The organism is Arthrobacter sp. AL12, from assembly GCF_029960645.1.
Classification (GTDB): Bacteria; Actinomycetota; Actinomycetes; order Actinomycetales; family Micrococcaceae; genus Arthrobacter.
Map to the genome: position 1 here is coordinate 60,962 of NZ_JASBQY010000007.1, position 15,173 is coordinate 76,134.

General features: G+C 68.3%; 14 protein-coding genes and 1 tRNA gene. 13 read left to right on the forward strand and 2 right to left on the reverse strand.

Annotation, left to right across the window (positions count from 1 at the left end; all coding sequences use genetic code 11):
• Positions 1–48 precede the first annotated feature (48 nt).
• From eno to QK291_RS10010, 13 genes are all read left to right on the forward strand, one after another.
• The gene (gene eno / locus QK291_RS09950; RefSeq protein ID WP_282381304.1) at positions 49–1,329 is read left to right on the forward strand and encodes a phosphopyruvate hydratase; all 1,281 of its coding nucleotides are present in this window, start codon (positions 49–51) and stop codon (positions 1,327–1,329) included.
• A gap of 191 nt (positions 1,330–1,520) precedes the next feature.
• Complete coding sequence (locus QK291_RS09955; protein ID WP_282381306.1) at positions 1,521–2,270, forward strand: septum formation initiator family protein; 750 nt, start codon at positions 1,521–1,523, stop codon at positions 2,268–2,270.
• Positions 2,271–2,418: 148 nt separating this feature from the next.
• Entirely contained in the window at positions 2,419–3,132 is a 714-nt protein-coding gene (locus tag QK291_RS09960; RefSeq protein WP_282381491.1) for a DUF501 domain-containing protein, read from the forward strand.
• Positions 3,129–4,076, forward strand: coding sequence for a Ppx/GppA phosphatase family protein (locus QK291_RS09965; protein ID WP_282381307.1), 948 nt, complete (start codon positions 3,129–3,131; stop codon positions 4,074–4,076). The genes QK291_RS09960 and QK291_RS09965 overlap by 4 nt, the downstream gene beginning before the upstream one ends.
• 144 nt (positions 4,077–4,220) lie before the next feature.
• Positions 4,221–5,636, forward strand: a complete 1,416-nt coding sequence (locus tag QK291_RS09970) for a S8 family serine peptidase (protein WP_282381309.1) — start codon at positions 4,221–4,223, stop codon at positions 5,634–5,636.
• A gap of 38 nt (positions 5,637–5,674) precedes the next feature.
• Positions 5,675–7,144 carry an FAD-dependent oxidoreductase gene (locus QK291_RS09975; protein ID WP_282381311.1) on the forward strand — a complete coding sequence of 490 codons (1,470 nt, stop codon included), beginning with the start codon at positions 5,675–5,677 and terminating at the stop codon, positions 7,142–7,144.
• Between the two features lie 121 nt (positions 7,145–7,265).
• Positions 7,266–8,213, forward strand: coding sequence for an N-acetyltransferase (locus tag QK291_RS09980; protein ID WP_282381312.1), 948 nt, complete (start codon positions 7,266–7,268; stop codon positions 8,211–8,213).
• 33 nt (positions 8,214–8,246) lie between these two features.
• Positions 8,247–8,320: transfer RNA gene (locus QK291_RS09985), tRNA-Leu, on the forward strand.
• A 176-nt stretch (positions 8,321–8,496) separates the two neighbouring features.
• Complete coding sequence (locus QK291_RS09990; protein ID WP_282381314.1) at positions 8,497–9,855, forward strand: ABC transporter substrate-binding protein; 1,359 nt, start codon at positions 8,497–8,499, stop codon at positions 9,853–9,855.
• A 170-nt stretch (positions 9,856–10,025) separates the two neighbouring features.
• On the forward strand, positions 10,026–10,826 hold the full coding sequence (locus QK291_RS09995; protein ID WP_282381316.1) for a phosphatase PAP2 family protein: 801 nt from the start codon (positions 10,026–10,028) through the stop codon (positions 10,824–10,826).
• A gap of 10 nt (positions 10,827–10,836) precedes the next feature.
• Positions 10,837–11,565 carry a VTT domain-containing protein gene (locus QK291_RS10000; protein ID WP_282381318.1) on the forward strand — a complete coding sequence of 243 codons (729 nt, stop codon included), beginning with the start codon at positions 10,837–10,839 and terminating at the stop codon, positions 11,563–11,565.
• A gap of 1 nt (position 11,566) precedes the next feature.
• On the forward strand, positions 11,567–12,241 hold the full coding sequence (locus QK291_RS10005) for a response regulator transcription factor (protein WP_282381320.1): 675 nt from the start codon (positions 11,567–11,569) through the stop codon (positions 12,239–12,241).
• Positions 12,238–13,254, forward strand: a complete 1,017-nt coding sequence (locus QK291_RS10010; RefSeq protein ID WP_282381322.1) for a HAMP domain-containing sensor histidine kinase — start codon at positions 12,238–12,240, stop codon at positions 13,252–13,254. The genes QK291_RS10005 and QK291_RS10010 overlap by 4 nt, the downstream gene beginning before the upstream one ends.
• A 102-nt stretch (positions 13,255–13,356) precedes the next feature.
• Here QK291_RS10010 and QK291_RS10015 read toward each other — a convergent pair whose 3' ends face one another.
• Both QK291_RS10015 and QK291_RS10020 read right to left on the reverse strand, forming a co-directional pair.
• Positions 13,357–14,130, reverse strand: a complete 774-nt coding sequence (locus tag QK291_RS10015) for an ABC transporter ATP-binding protein (RefSeq protein WP_282381324.1) — start codon at positions 14,128–14,130, stop codon at positions 13,357–13,359.
• The gene (locus tag QK291_RS10020) at positions 14,127–15,173 is read right to left on the reverse strand and encodes an ABC transporter ATP-binding protein (protein ID WP_282381493.1); all 1,047 of its coding nucleotides are present in this window, start codon (positions 15,171–15,173) and stop codon (positions 14,127–14,129) included. Before QK291_RS10020 ends, QK291_RS10015 begins: the two co-directional genes overlap by 4 nt.

Below are 15,173 nucleotides of genomic sequence, written 5' to 3' on the forward strand. Positions count from 1 at the left end.
ATTCCCATCAGATTCCCAGCAGATCGCTTCACCCTAAGGAGCCTATCCATGGCGCTCATCGATGCCATCCACGCCCGCGAGATCCTCGATTCCCGTGGCAACCCCACCGTAGAAGTGGAAGTCCTGCTCTCGGACGGCCAGATCGGCCGCGCAGCAGTTCCCTCGGGAGCCTCCACCGGCGAGCACGAAGCCGTTGAGCTCCGAGACGGCGACAAGGGCCGTTACCTCGGCAAGGGCGTCCAGAAGGCCGTTGACGCGGTCATCGACCAGATCGCCCCGGCCCTGGTCGGTTTCGACGCCACCGACCAGCGCAGCATTGACCAGTCGATGATCGACCTTGACGGCACCGCCAACAAGAGCAAGCTCGGCGCCAACGCCATCCTGGGCGTGTCCCTGGCCGTCGCCAACGCGGCCGCGGCTTCCGCCGACCTCCCGCTCTACAAGTACCTCGGCGGCCCTAACGCCCACGTCCTGCCCGTTCCGCTGATGAACATCCTCAACGGCGGCTCGCACGCCGACTCCGACGTCGACATCCAGGAATTCATGGTTGTCCCGCTGGGTGCCGAGACCTTCTCCGAAGGACTGCGTTGGGGCGTTGAGGTCTACCACGCGCTCAAGGCGGTCCTGCAGGCCAAGGGCCTGTCTACCGGCCTCGGCGACGAGGGCGGCTTCGCGCCGAACCTGTCGTCCAACCGCGCGGCCCTGGACCTTATCCAGGAAGCCATCCGGAACGCCGGCTACACCCCGGGCCAGGACATCGCCCTCGCCCTGGACGTGGCCTCCTCCGAGTTCTTCAAGGACGGCGCCTACCAGTTCGAAGGCAAGGCCCTCAGTTCCACCGAGATGAGCGCCTACTACGCCGAGCTCGTCGCCGACTACCCGCTGGTGTCCATCGAGGACCCGCTGGACGAAAACGACTGGGAGGGCTGGAAGACCCTCACCGACGCCATCGGCGACAAGGTCCAGATCGTCGGTGACGATCTCTTCGTCACCAACCCGGAGCGCCTGCAGACCGGCATCGATTCGCAGACCGCCAACTCGCTGCTCGTGAAGGTCAACCAGATCGGTTCTCTGACCGAGACCCTGGATGCCGTCTCCCTCGCCCAGCGCGCCGGTTACACCACCATCACCTCGCACCGCTCGGGCGAAACCGAGGACACCACGATCGCTGACATCGCCGTTGCCACCAACGCCGGCCAGATCAAGACCGGTGCCCCGGCCCGTTCAGAGCGCGTAGCCAAGTACAACCAGCTGCTGCGCATCGAAGAGGAACTCGACGACGCCGCACGCTACGCCGGCCGGAGCGCCTTCCCGCGTTTCAAGGGCTAGTAACCGCACGAACTGCGAACCGGTGGCTATGGTTGAAAGACCATGGCCACCGGTTCCTTTTTGGCACGTCTCTTTTGGCACCGTTAGTGGCGCCGCGCAGCCGGTTCCATGTCGGTGCCCGGTTCAGGCCACGGGATCAGCACTGAACGCAGCAAGCCAGCCGGGGGAGAACCTGGCATTACAGGAGTGACATGGCTACCCGCCGACCCAAGGTTCCCCGGGCCACGCCTGCGGCCCCGAAGTCTCCGGACACCGGCGACGGCGGCGACGTCATCCAGGCTGATTTCAGCGGTTCCCGCGGCTCCCAGGCCCATCCTGCCGGCAACGCCGCCCCCGTCCAGCGGACTCCCGGCAGGACAGCCGGCCAGCACAGCGGCAACGCCGGCTCCGCCCGGCCGGCCGGGGCCGCGTCCGTTCCGACGACCGCAAAATCAGGCACCGGCACACACGGCACGGCCAAGCACGGCACGGGCCAACGCGGCACCGGCCAACACGGCGCAGCTAAACTGTCCAAGGACGGCACCGCACCGACGGCAGAGAACCTCGACCCGGTCCCCGCCAAGGCCTTCTCCGGCCGCATGCTGGCGCTGTTGGTCGTCATGATTGCCATCACCATCATGCTGGCGCCCACGGTCAAGATTTTCTTCGAAAAACGGGCTGAAATCGCCGCGCTCCAGGCGGACATTTCCGACAAACAGGCCCAGCAGGACGAGCTGAGGCGGCAGGTCTCCCGATGGCAGGATCCGAACTACGTGAAACAGCAGGCCCGGGACCGCATTAACATGGTTATGCCCGGTGAGACGGGCTACTGGGTCTTCGGCAGCGATCTTCCTGCCGGTTCCACCAGTGGCGCGGCCGGTGCAGGATCAGCACATGACCCGGCCGAGCTGCCCTGGGTTGACTCCCTCTGGGACTCCATCCGGCGCTCGGCAACAGACTAGAAGCGGCGCCCGCCGCAGGATTGTCCGCCGGACAAGCCAGACAGGGCAGGAAGGCGCCGCCACCGTGGACCAGAACCGAGTGGACGAGACCCCCACGGCAGTGAACCCGAGTGGAGAAAACCCGGAGTCCCCGGAACCGGCCCGCTCCCTGGCGGAATCCCGCCGGCCCTCGCCGCACGACCTGGATGTCCTGAGCCGGCAACTGGGGCGGCCGGTGCGTGACGTCGTGGAAATCCCGGCCCGCTGTGTCTGCGGCAACCCGCTGGTGGCGGCCACCTCCCCGCGGCTGAGCAACGGCACACCCTTCCCTACCACCTTTTACCTCACGCACCCCGTCATCACCTCCGCGGTGTCGCGGCTCGAGGCGGCCGGCCTGATGAACGAAATGAACGTCCGGCTCGGCAGCGACGAGGCCCTGGCCGCGGACTACCGCGACGCCCACGAGGCCTACTTGGCGTCCCGCGCGGAGATCGGGGCCAGATCCGGGATCGGCGCCGTGCCCGAAATCGACGGCATCTCCGCCGGCGGAATGCCCACCCGGGTCAAGTGCCTGCACGTCCTGGTGGGTCATTCACTGGCCGCCGGGCCGGGTGTGAACCCGCTCGGCGACGAGGCCCTCGCCGCCATCAGCGAATGGTGGACCACGGACCGCTGCTACTGCGACGGCGCATGGGACACCGGCGGCGAGACCCCCTCGCAGGACCTCAGCAGGCACGGGCCGCAGGGACTGCCGGAGATTGTGGGTCGACCGGCGCCGGTCCGGAAGCCGCGCACCTGGGACCCCGGCAGCACCCCCGGGGCAAGAACGACCGGAACGGGCGAAGTCTCAGGCTCCGCCGGAACCACCGGGGCCAGCCAGTGACGCGCGTGGCCGCCGTGGACTGCGGCACCAACTCGATCCGCCTGCTCATCGCCGACCTGGACACGGACGGCGCGGCGGCCCGGTTGAAGGACGTGGTGCGCGAAATGCGTGTCGTCCGGCTCGGCCAGGGCGTGGACGCCACCGGCGAGCTCGCCCCCGAGGCCCTGGACCGGACCTTTGCCGCCACGGCGGACTACGCCCGGGAGATCCGCGGACTCGGGGCCACCAAGGTGCGTTTCGTCGCGACCTCCGCCACCCGCGACGCCAACAACCGGCAGATCTTCGTGGACGGCATCCGCGAACTCCTCGGCGTCGAACCCGAGGTCATCACCGGGGACGAGGAAGCCGCCCTGTCCTTCGCCGGCGCCAGCAGCGTCCTGCCCTCCCGCGGCGCGGACCCCGTGCTCGTGGTGGACCTCGGCGGCGGCAGCACGGAGTTCGTGCTCGGCAACGCTGACGGCGTCATCGCCGCCAAATCCGTCGACATTGGCTGTGTCCGGATGACCGAACGCCACCTGCGCAGCGACCCGCCCACGCCGGAGCAGATCGCCGCCGCGGAGGCCGACGTCGACGCTGCCCTCGAGGTGGCGGCCCGGACCGTCCCGCTGGACCGCAGCGCCGCCGTCGTCGGGGTCGCCGGTTCCATCACCACCATCACGGCCCACGCACTCGCGCTGCCGGAGTACTCCGCTGCGGCAATCCACGGCACTGAACTGCCGCTCGACGCGGTGCGCCGCGCCTGCACGGAACTGCTGGAGATGACCCACGCCGAACGTGCCGCCCTGCCCTACATGCACCCGGGCCGGGTGGACGTGATCGGAGCGGGGGCCCTCGTCTGGCGGCGCGTCCTGGAACGCCTGGCCGAGGTGACCGACCGCAGGGTCGCGTCGGCCGTCACCAGCGAACACGATATTCTGGACGGAATTGCCTTGAGTATCCACTAGGCGCAGGCCGGCTGGGACGCTCCGCCGACCGGCACCCGATCCGCACATCCCCGCGAAGTCCCGTCCCGGCGTTCCCCATCGCCACCACAGCCCCCGCGACACCGAAGCCACAGCGCCACCAGCTGTCCCGCCGATAGGACCCGAATGACCAGAGCAACAGCCCGGCGCCGCCGGACCGCCTCCGCGGTGGTGGCCTTGGCCCTGGCGGGCAGCACTCTGGCGGCTGCCCTGGCCGCGGCGCCCGCCGCGCACGCCGATGCCTGGCGCGACAAGGAGTACTGGCTCGCCGAATCCGGCATCACCAAGGCCTGGGAGGTCTCCAGGGGCGCCAACGTCAAGGTCGCCGTGATTGACAGCGGCGTGGACGGCAAGCACCCCGACCTGGCCGGCGTGCTGGCCGGCGGCGTTGACGTCTCGGGCGCCGGAAGCCCGGACGGGCAGAAAAGCATCGGCGCGAAGCCCGAGCACGGCACCCTGGTCGCCACCATGCTGGCGGGCCGCGGCCACCAGCCCGCCGAGCCCACGGCCTCGCCCAGCCCCAGCCCCAGCCCCAGCGCGGGCCCGTCCGTCGCGCCGGATGGAGTCCCGCCGGACGGAATTGTCGGCGTGGCCCCCGAAGCGCAACTGCTGTCCGTCTCCACCTGGCTCGGCTCCGCGAACCCCGGCGGCAAGAGCGACCAGGACCAGATACCCGAGGCCGTCCGCTGGGCTGTCGACAACGGAGCCCGCGTCATCAACATCTCGCTGGGCAGCACCTCCCCGGAATGGCCGCAAAGCTGGGACGCCGCCTTTCTGTACGCCGAGCAGAAGGACGTCGTGATCGTCGCCGCCGCGGGTAACCGCGGGGGAGGCAACGTCCAGGTCGGGGCCCCGGCCACCATCCCCGGCGTGCTGACCGTCGCCGGGCTGGACCGCAAGGGAACCGCCAGCATCGATTCCTCATCCCAGGGCATCAGCATCGGCGTCGCGGCCCCCGCGGAGAATCTGATCGGCGGCCTGCCCGGCGGCGGCTACGCCGAATGGGCCGGCACTTCGGGCGCCACGCCCATCGTGGCCGGTGTAGCGGCCCTGATCCGCTCCAAATGGCCGGAGATGTCGGCCCACCAGGTCATCAACCGGATCGTCAGCACCGCGAAGGACGCCGGTGCCAAGGGGAAGGACCCGCTGTACGGGTTCGGAATCCTCGACGCCGAGGCGGCGCTGAAGGCCGACGTCCCGGAAACCCGGGTCAATCCGCTGGGCTCGATCTCGGACTGGATCCGGGTGCACCGGCGGGGCAGCCTGGCCACCGCGCCGGGGGCGCCCTCAGCGGTCCCCTCCAGCGCGGCCCCCACCCTTCCGGAGGCCACCGTCCCGGTCGCGGACCCGCCGTCCGAACTGGACGCCGCCGTGCCCGCCCTGGTGGTGCTGGGCTTCGGCGGGCTGTTCCTGTGCATCCTGGCCGCCGCCGTCTTCCAGATCCGGCGCGCCGCACGGCCCGCCCCACCGGGAAGCCCCGACGGCCCGGCAGCGCCGGACACCGGAGCACTGGATTCTGCGGATTCCAGCGGGAAAGCGTAGTTAGTGAAGTTTTTCACAAACTACGGTATTCTTGGGGAATGGCATCCTCCCCTCAGCTCCAGGACCGTCCCAGGGTACTCGTCGTCGGCGGCGGGTACGTCGGCCTGTACGTAGCCCTCAAACTGCAGAAGAAGATCGCGAATGCCGGTGGCATCGTCACCGTCGTTGATCCTCTGCCCTACATGACCTACCAGCCCTTCCTCCCCGAAGTTGCCGGCGGCAACATCGAGGCACGCCACGCCGTCGTCTCGCACCGCCAGCACCTCAAGCAGACCGAGCTCATCCAGGGCCGCGTCACCTCGATCGACCACGCCAACCGCACCGCTGTGGTTGCCCCGGCCGACGGCGGCGAGAACTTCGAGGTCCCGTACTTCGATGTCGTCGTGGCCGCAGGCGCCATCACCCGCACCTTCCCGATCAAGGGCCTCGCGGACAAGGGCATCGGCCTCAAGACCATCGAGGAAGCCGTGGCCCTGCGCAACAAGGTCCTCGATCGGATCGAAGCCGGCTCGCTCATGACGGATCCGGCCGAACGCGCCCGCGCCCTGACCTTCGTTGTTGTCGGCGGCGGCTTCGCCGGCATCGAGTGCATCACCGAAATGGAAGATCTCGCCCGCGCCGCGGTCAAGAACAACCCCCGCATCAAGCAGGAGGAAGTCCGCTTCGTCATGGTTGAGGCCATGGGACGCATCATGCCCGAGGTGACCGCCAGCCAGGCTGAGTGGGTCGTCGAGCACCTGCGCAGCCGCGGCATCGAGGTCCTGCTGAACACCTCGCTGGACAGCGCCGAAGGCTCCCTGAAGCTCATCAACCTCCCGGACAAGTCCGCGGCCCAGGAATTCCAGGCCGACACCCTGGTCTGGACTGCCGGTGTGCAGGCGAACCCGATGGTCCGCTCCACCGATTTCCCGCTCGAGCCCCGCGGCCGCGTCCGTGTCCTCGCGGACCTGCGCATCGCCGGCGACGAAGGCATCATCGACAACGCCTGGTCCGCCGGCGACGTCGCCGCGGTCCCGGACCTCACGGGCAGCGGCCTGCCGGATGGCACCTGCGTCCCCAATGCCCAGCACGCGTTGCGCCAGGCCAAGCTCCTCGCCAAGAACCTCTGGGCCTCCCGCTGGGACAAGCCGCTCAAGGACTACAAGCACAAGAACCTGGGCGCCGTGGCCGGCTTCGGCGAGTGGAAGGGTGTGGCCAACATCAACCTGCTGGGCCGCATCGGCCTCAAGGGCCCGCTGGCGTGGCTGGCACACCGCGGCTACCACGGCCTGGCCATGCCGACCGTGGAACGCAAGATCCGGGTCATCTTCGGCTGGATCCTGGCCTTCTTCATGGGCCGCGACACCACCCAGCTGATCGACCTGGACAACCCGCGCGGCGCTTTCGTTGCCGCGGCGGCGCCGGCTCCCAAGCCGGCCGCGGCCCCCGCCGCCCCCGCTGCGGAGAAGCCGGCGGCAGAAGCCGGAAAGCCTGCGAACAAGGAAGCTGTGTCGGCCGACTCCAAGTAGCCTGCAGCAGCGTTCGACGGCGGCCGTTCCCTTGCGGGGAGCGGCCGCCGCCGTCGTTAACCCAAACGCCGTCCCCGCCGCCTGCCGGGGCCCGGCCGGCGTCGCGCCTAGACTGGGCTCCATGACCGCTGAAAAGGACCTCCACACCCTGCTGGCCACCATGCACTCGGAAGTCCGGGACGGCGAGTTCGTCTACGTCCTCTGGCCGCACGGCCGTCCCCTTGCCGGGGCGATCGCCGCCGCCGTCCGTGAGGAGGAAGGCCTGGCGGTTGTCCTGCCGCGGGCCGAAGCCGACAGCCTTGGACTGTCCTACGACTTCGTCGGCGCCTGGATCACCCTGCAGGTGCACTCCTCGCTCGAGGCCGTTGGCCTGACGGCCGCGGTCAGCGGCGCCCTGGCCGAGGCCAAGATCAGCTGCAATGTCCTGGCAGGCTTCCACCACGACCACCTCCTGGTCCCGGTCGCGGACGCCGACCGCGCGCTCGAGGTGCTGCACGAACTGGCTGAGGCCAGCGGGGAGCACAAGCCCGCCCCGGAGCTGGTGCTGCGCAGCGAACAGCCCGCGGACCGGCCCGCCCTCCTGGCCCTCACCGCCGCGGCCTTCGCCGTCTCCCCGGTCACCGGACTGCCCGTCGAGGGCGAGCCGGAGGAGGTGCAGCTCCTGGCGGCGCTCTTCGACTGCGAGGAGTACCTGCCGGAGTTCAGCGTCGTCGCGGAGCTCGACGGCGGGATCGTGGGCCACGTGATCAGCACCCGCGGCTGGGTGGGGGATCTGGAGCTCCTGGGCCTGGGCCCGATCGGGGTTGTCCCGAGGCTGCAGCGCCACGGCATCGGCAGCAGGCTCATGAAGGAAACGATTCTGCGGGCCAACGCGGCAGGGGAGCGCGGCATCGCGCTGCTGGGCGACCCGGAGTACTACTCCCGCTTTGGGTTCGTGGCATCGACCTCCCTCGGCGTCGAAGCCCCCGACTCGGCCTGGGGCGGACACTTCCAGCTGCTGCCGCTGGCCGTCTGGCCCGGCGGCGTCAGCGGGACGTTCCGCTACGCCAAACCGTTCGGCATCGCCTAGCCTGGCCCCCGGACGGGATACCATGGACCGGGCGCCCCAGTAGCCCAATTGGCAGAGGCAGCGGACTTAAAATCCGCGTGTTGTGGGTTCGAGTCCCACCTGGGGCACACGTCGTGGCGCCCGCCGATCCGGCCGGCAGATTTCCTCTATGCAACGAGTGTTATAAGGATGTGACCGTAGTCACTTTGGATCGGGCCGGAATTGCACTAGCTTGAAGTAAATCAGGAACACCTGATCATTCGCATCAAAGGCCGTTCGCACCTTTAGATCGAGGAGATTGTAAATGACTTCACTCCCCCAGGTGGCGCCCCGCATCGCTAAGCTCACAGCGCTTAGCATCGGCGTCGCCCTTCTGGCTACGGCCTGTGGTGGCGCGTCCACCCCGACGTCGACCGGAACCGGATCCGCTTCCGCCAACGCCGCAGGCATCGCCTGCCCGGCCCCCAGCGCTGGAGCTGGAGCCGGCACCTCAGCCGCGACCAATGGCGGCGCCGTTCCCGCCTCCAAGGGCACCACCGACACCGCCCTGAAGATCGGCTCGCTCCTGCCGACCACCGGGTCGCTGGCCTTCCTCGGCCCGCCCGAAATCGCCGGTGTCAACCTCGGCATCAAGGAAGTTAATGACGCCGGCGGTGTGCTCGGCAAGCCCGTAGAGGTCATCCACCGCGACTCCGGTGACACCAAGACCGACATTGCGACGCAGTCCACCACCGCACTGCTGGGCCAGGGCGTCAGCGCCGTCATCGGCGCGGCATCCTCCGGTGTATCCAAGACCGTGATCAACCAGATCACCGGCGCTGGGGTCATCCAGTTCTCCCCGGCCAACACCTCGCCGGACTTCACTGCCTGGGACGACAAGGGCCTCTACTGGCGCACCGCCCCCTCGGACGTGCTCCAGGGCAAGGTCCTCGGCAACTACATGGCCACTTGTGGCGCCCAGACCGTGGGCATGATCGTCCTGAACGACGCTTATGGAACCGGACTTGCGAAAAACGTGAAGGCCGCGTTTGAGTCAGCAGGCGGGAAGGTCGTTGCGGAGGAGCTCTTCAACGAGGGCGACTCCCAGTTCAGCAGCCAGGTTGACAAGGTCATCGCCGCGAAGCCGGATGCCATCGCCCTGATCACCTTCGACCAGGCCAAGAGCATCGTTCCGCTGATGACGGGCAAGGGCGTCAAGCCCACCCAGCTCTTCATGGTCGACGGCAACATGTCCGACTACAGCAAGGATTTCCAGGCCGGCACCCTGAAGGGCGCCCAGGGCACCATCCCGGGCACCTTCGCCAAGGAAGACTTCAAAAAGAAGCTCCTGGCCATCGATCCCGCGCTGAAGGATTACAGCTACGCAGGCGAGTCCTACGACGCCGTGAACCTCATCGCACTGGCCTCTGAAGCCGCCAAGAGCACCAAGGGCGTCGACATCGCCGCTCAGCTCAAGGCAGTCTCCGAAACCGGCGAAAAGTGCAGCGACTTCCCGTCCTGCGTCACCCTTCTCCGTAACGGCAAAGACATCGATTACGACGGCCAGTCCGGCCCCGTAACGTTCTCCGACGCCGGTGACCCGACGGAGGCCTACATCGGCATCTACGAGTTCCAGGATGACAACACCTACAAGGCATCCAAGGAAGAGTTCGGCAAGCTGTAAGCTTCCCCTTCCCTAGCCACAAGGAAACCCCCGTCCATTTTCCGGACGGGGGTTTCTTGCGTGCGGGGGAGTGCACGATGGCCAGCCACTTCTTAAGCCTTTCTTAAGGGCCCCAAGGGAGAGTTGAAGGAGGCGCCCGACAGCGCCCGCGCCCCGACCCGGAGGACCCCATGCCAGGAACCGCCCCCCTTGACCGCGCAACAGCGCCCCACGACCCAGCCGCCGTTGACCGCGCTTCAGCGCCCCACGACGCTCCCGGCACCCGCCCGGGCGCCAGACTGCAGTTCCGGGCCATCCCGCAGGCCCGTCACTGGCTGCTGTGGGGCGCGCTGCTGTCCGTGGCAGTCCTCGCGCTCGGCCTGGCGGCACAGCTTGTGCCCGGTAGCAGCGCGGCCGAACTCGGCGTGGACCAGGACCTCAGCCAGCACCATGCCGCGCTCCTGACCGGTGTGGCGATGGCGTTCAACGTGGTGTTCGGCCCGGCGGTCGGCGTCGTCATCGTCGCCGCCGTCGCGCTGTATCTCTGGATGGTCCGCCGGTCCATGGTGAAGGCCGTCGCGTTCGGCCTCGTCGCCTGCTCCGGCTGGGTGGCCAGTGAGTTCTTCAAGCTCATCATCGCCCGCCAGCGGCCCAATCCGGCCTTGCTGTTCGACCCGCTCTCGCCCGAAACGGGCTCCAACAGCTTCCCCAGCGGGCACGTATCCTTCGCGGTCGCGCTGGGATTTGCGCTGTACTTCCTGGCCCGCGGAACCCGCTGGGCCAGGGTCACCGCCGTCGCCGCCGTGGGGCTGGCCCTGGTGGTGGCCTGGTCGCGGCTGTATATCGGGGTGCACTACCCCAGCGATGTGGCGGCGTCCTTCCTCGCGGCAAGTGCGGCGGTTCTGCTGCTTGCCGGGCTGTGGAACCGGTTCGCCCCGCACCTCCTGGACCGTCTGCCCGCCCCAGCCCCGCCCCGATCCGCCCGACCCTAAGGAACTGACCATGCTCGGCCTCTACGCCTCAGCGCTTGCCCCGGTGATTTCCGCCGCGGCCGGACTCCCGCCGCTCCTTGATCCTGCGAGCCTGCTTGAGGGCCTCGGCCCGGCGGCACTCGGCGTCATCTCACTGATGGTGTTCATTGAGTCCGGCGTGCTGTTCCCCTTCCTGCCGGGAGATTCACTGCTCTTCACCGCAGGCCTCCTGCACCAGCAGTTGCAGCTGACGCTGCCGGTGCTAATCGGCGTCGTGACCGCCGCCGCCGTGGCCGGCGACCAGGTCGGCTACATGATCGGGCGCAAATACGGCCGCAGGTGGTTCAAGGACGACGCTCGGATCCTCAAGACAGCGCACCTGACCAGCACCGAGGAATTCTTCCGCCGCCACGGCGGTGCCGCCGTCGTGCTGGCCCGTTTCGTGCCCATGGTCCGGACGTTCGCGCCGCTAAGCGCAGGCATCGCCCGCTACGGGTACAAGTCCTTCACGCTCTGGAACTTCGCCGGGGCGCTGGCCTGGGGTGCATCCGTGACACTGTTGGGGTCCTGGCTCGGCCACTATGAGATCATCGCCAACAATATCGATCTCATCGCCGTCCTTATGGTCCTCGTCTCCGTCCTGCCGTGGGGCATCCAGCTCCTGAAACGCCGCCGGCGCCGCGGACCCGCTGCCGAACCCACAGTCGACGACACTGCGGACGAACTGCCGGTGGAAGGCATGGCGCAGGAGAATAGCTGACATGACAATCGCGTACGGCCGGCCGTCCCTGCTGCTGGTGGAGGACGACGTCGTCCTCGGGCCGTTGATCGCCGAACTGCTGGAGCCCGACTACCGGATCCGGCTGGCCGCCAACGGCCAGGAAGGTCTGCATCTGGGGCTGACCCGGGCATGGGATGTCATGGTGATCGATCGCGGCCTGCCGCTCATGGACGGCATCGCCCTGATCAGTGCGCTGAGGTCCAAAGGGGTGTCGACGCCGATCCTGATCCTCACGGCCCTCGGCGCCACGGATGAAAAGGTCACGGGCCTGGACGCGGGCGCCAATGACTATATGAGCAAACCGTTCGACGCCGGTGAGCTCGCCGCGCGCCTGCGCGCCCTGACCCGCACCTTTGCGCCGGCCGCCGCGTCCGTCAGCATCGGCGACTGGGAACTTGATCCTGCGTCGCGTTCCGTGCGCTCGGCCTACGGGGCCCTGGTGTCCCTCACGGCCAAGGAGGCTGAGCTGCTCGCCGCCCTGGCCGCGGAACCCGGCAGAGTTTTCACCCGGGAGGAACTGCTCAGCGAACACTTCCAGGCCGGCGACCAGCCTGGCGTGATCGACACCTATGTCCACCACCTCCGACGGAAGATTTCCAGGACCGTGGTCCGCACGGTCCACGGCGTCGGCTACCAGATCGGGGACGGCGCATGAACAGTATGTCTCCCGCGGCGGGAGAACCGGACCGGGACACCCTCCGCCGGGCCTCGCTCAAGGTGGCCCTGCGGATCAGTGCCGCCTGCGCGGTCCTGGTCCTTTGCCTCCTCGCCGCAGCGACCGTTTACCTGATGAACAAGCTGGCGCACCCGGATCTGCCCGGCTCCGCGGCGGCCGGGAAGGCCTACACCTATCTCGATTCCAAGGACCTGATCGAGGCGATGATCATCGCCGGGGTGGCGGGAATCGTGCTGGCCGGTGTCATCGGGTGGCTCAGCGCGCGCAGCGCAATCCGGCCACTGGGGGAGGCGCTGGCCCTGCAGCGGCGGTTCGTCCAGGATGCCAGCCATGAACTGCGCACGCCCCTGGCCATCCTGGACGCGCGCATCCAACTCGCCCAGCGCGACGCCGTGCCTGACTCCAAAACTGCCCTGGCCCTCGGCCGGATCCGGGACGATGCGGCCACCCTGACCGGGATCGTCAACGAACTCCTGCTGGCAGCCACCCGGGCCGCACCGGATCCGTCCGCCGAACCCGTGGAGCTTGCCGACGTCGCCGGATCCGTCACCGAGAGCCTGCAGGAACTCGCGGCGCGGCAGGGCATCCGGCTGTCCCTCTCCGACGGCGACTGCGGCGGCGGCAGCGGCCGGCCGCTGGCCCGCATCGACCGGAACTCCCTGCGCCGGGCCGTGCTCGCCCTGGCGGACAACGCCCTGGCCCACACGCCGTCCGGGGGGAGCATCACCATCAGCACAGGAACCGAGGGCAACCACGCGGTGGTCTGCGTGGCGGACACGGGGTCCGGCATCACGGGCGTGGACCAGAATCGAATCTTTGACCGCTTCGTCAGGACCCCCAGCCCGGACGGAGCCCGGGGGCAGCGAGGCTTCGGCATCGGGCTGGCGCTGGTCCGTGAAATCGCCACGGCAGCCGGCGGCGCCGTCGAGGTCGCCCGGACCGGACCGGACGGTACGACCATGAAGCTGAAGCTTCCGCTGGCCCGTCGCTGAGAAGGGGAAACGGCCCGCCCTTCCGGGGACACGTCGGACCCCGGGCGCGCAGCAGGGCCGCCACCGGCTTGGTGACGGCCCTGCTGTGGTGTTGCCGGGGAACTATTCGACGGTGTCGGCGAGGGTACCCAGGTACAGCTGAATGACCTTGGGGTCCTTCATCAGTTCCCGGCCGGTGCCGGTGTACGCGTCCTTGCCCTGGTCCAGGACATAGCCGCGGTCACAGATCTGCAGGCAGCGACGGGCATTCTGCTCCACCATGATGACCGACACGCCGGCGCGGTTGATCTCGTGCACCCGAAGGAAGGTCTCGTCCTGCTTGACCGGGGAAAGGCCCGCGGAGGGCTCGTCGAGCAGCAGTACGGCCGGGTCCATCATGAGGGCCCGGCCCATCGCCACCATCTGGCGTTCGCCGCCGGAGAGCGAGCCAGCGCGCTGGGCACGACGCTTGCCGAGTTCCGGGAACAGGCCCGTGACGAAGTCGAAGCGTTCGGCGAAGTCCTTGGGCCGCTGGAACATGCCCATCTGGAGGTTCTCCTCGATGGTCAGCGCCGCAAACACATTGTTGTTCTGCGGCACAAAGCCGATGCCTTTGCTGACGAGCTTGTTCGCCTTGAGCCCGGTGATGTCCTGGCCGCGGACCACCACAGAACCCGAGTGGACCTTGACCAGGCCGAACATCGCCTTCAGCAGCGTCGACTTGCCGGCGCCGTTGGGACCGATGATGCCGATCAGTTCGCCCTTGCGGGCCTCGATGCTGCAGCCGTTGAGGATGTTGACGCCGGGGATATAGCCGGCCACCAGGTCGGTGACCTTGACGACGGAATCCTCATCGTAAACGGGGTTGGCGGCGGGAGCCGCGCTGGTGGCGCTCATTCTGTGTCCTTCGCTGTGCTGGGCGGCTGCTCGCCGCGGGTCGGCTCCTCGGCGCTGCGCCGGCCGCGGGCCGGATTGTTGCTGTCCGGGTTCGTCGGCCTATCCGTTTCCGCGGCGACGACGTCGAGCGAGATGATCCCGGCGTTTTCGGTGCCGACAATCGATTCCTCGTCGGCGACCAGTTCCGCGGCCAGCTCCTTGATGCCTTCCGAGTCACCGAGGTCCACGTCGTGGTGGGCGCCCAGGTAGGCGTCGATCACGGCAGGGTTCTTCATGACGTCGGCGGGCGGGCCCTCGGCCACGATCTTGCCCTCGGCCATGACCACCACCCAGTCGGCGATGTGCCGGACCATGTGCATGTCGTGCTCAACGAACAGCACGGTCATGCCCTCGGCCTTGAGGTTCTTGATGTGGTCCAGCAGCGACTGTGTCAGGGCCGGGTTGACGCCGGCCATCGGCTCGTCGAGCATGACCAGTTTGGGCCGGACCATGAGCGAGCGGGCCATTTCGAGGAGTTTCCGCTGGCCGCCGGAGAGGGACGCCGCGTAGTCGTCCTTCTTGGCGTCCAGCTTGAACTTCGTCAGCAGGACGTTGGCTTCCTCGGTGATCTTCTTTTCCTGGCCGCCCCAGATGCCCTTGAAGAGGGCCTTGGAGAGCCGTTCGCCGGACTGGTGGGAGGCGCCGAGGCGCATGTTCTCCATGACGGTGAGCTTGCCCATGACCTTGGTCAGCTGGAAGGTGCGGACCATGCCCATCCGGGCCACCTTGTACGAGGACACCCCGGCCAGGCTGTTGCCTTCGAACTGCCACTTGCCCGAGTTGGGCGTGTCAAAGCCCGTGAGCAGGTTGAACAGGGTGGTTTTGCCGGCGCCGTTGGGGCCGATCAGCGCGGTGATCTTGTGCCGCGGGATCTCAAGGTACTCGACGTCGACGGCGTTGATGCCGCCGAAGCTGCGGGTGACGTTTTCCGCCACCACGATCGGATCGCGCTTCTTGCAGCCGGGGGCAGTCTCCCCGGCGGCAATCGGACGCGTGTCCGTCAT

Bases quoted from the DNA above. Each gene is read 5' to 3' on its own strand.
- QK291_RS09980 (WP_282381312.1), top strand. From the start codon at position 7,266: ATGACCGCTGAAAAGGACCTCCACACCCTGCTGGCCACCATGCACTCG.
- eno (WP_282381304.1), top strand. From the start codon at position 49: ATGGCGCTCATCGATGCCATCCACGCCCGCGAGATCCTCGATTCCCGT.
- QK291_RS09975 (WP_282381311.1), top strand. From the start codon at position 5,675: ATGGCATCCTCCCCTCAGCTCCAGGACCGTCCCAGGGTACTCGTCGTC.
- QK291_RS10010 (WP_282381322.1), top strand. From the start codon at position 12,238: ATGAACAGTATGTCTCCCGCGGCGGGAGAACCGGACCGGGACACCCTC.
- QK291_RS09970 (WP_282381309.1), top strand. From the start codon at position 4,221: ATGACCAGAGCAACAGCCCGGCGCCGCCGGACCGCCTCCGCGGTGGTG.
- QK291_RS09990 (WP_282381314.1), top strand. From the start codon at position 8,497: ATGACTTCACTCCCCCAGGTGGCGCCCCGCATCGCTAAGCTCACAGCG.
- QK291_RS09955 (WP_282381306.1), top strand. From the start codon at position 1,521: ATGGCTACCCGCCGACCCAAGGTTCCCCGGGCCACGCCTGCGGCCCCG.
- QK291_RS10000 (WP_282381318.1), top strand. From the start codon at position 10,837: ATGCTCGGCCTCTACGCCTCAGCGCTTGCCCCGGTGATTTCCGCCGCG.
- QK291_RS10015 (WP_282381324.1), bottom strand. From the start codon at position 14,130: ATGAGCGCCACCAGCGCGGCTCCCGCCGCCAACCCCGTTTACGATGAG.
- QK291_RS10020 (WP_282381493.1), bottom strand. From the start codon at position 15,173: ATGACGGACACGCGTCCGATTGCCGCCGGGGAGACTGCCCCCGGCTGC.
- QK291_RS09995 (WP_282381316.1), top strand. From the start codon at position 10,026: ATGCCAGGAACCGCCCCCCTTGACCGCGCAACAGCGCCCCACGACCCA.
- QK291_RS10005 (WP_282381320.1), top strand. From the start codon at position 11,567: ATGACAATCGCGTACGGCCGGCCGTCCCTGCTGCTGGTGGAGGACGAC.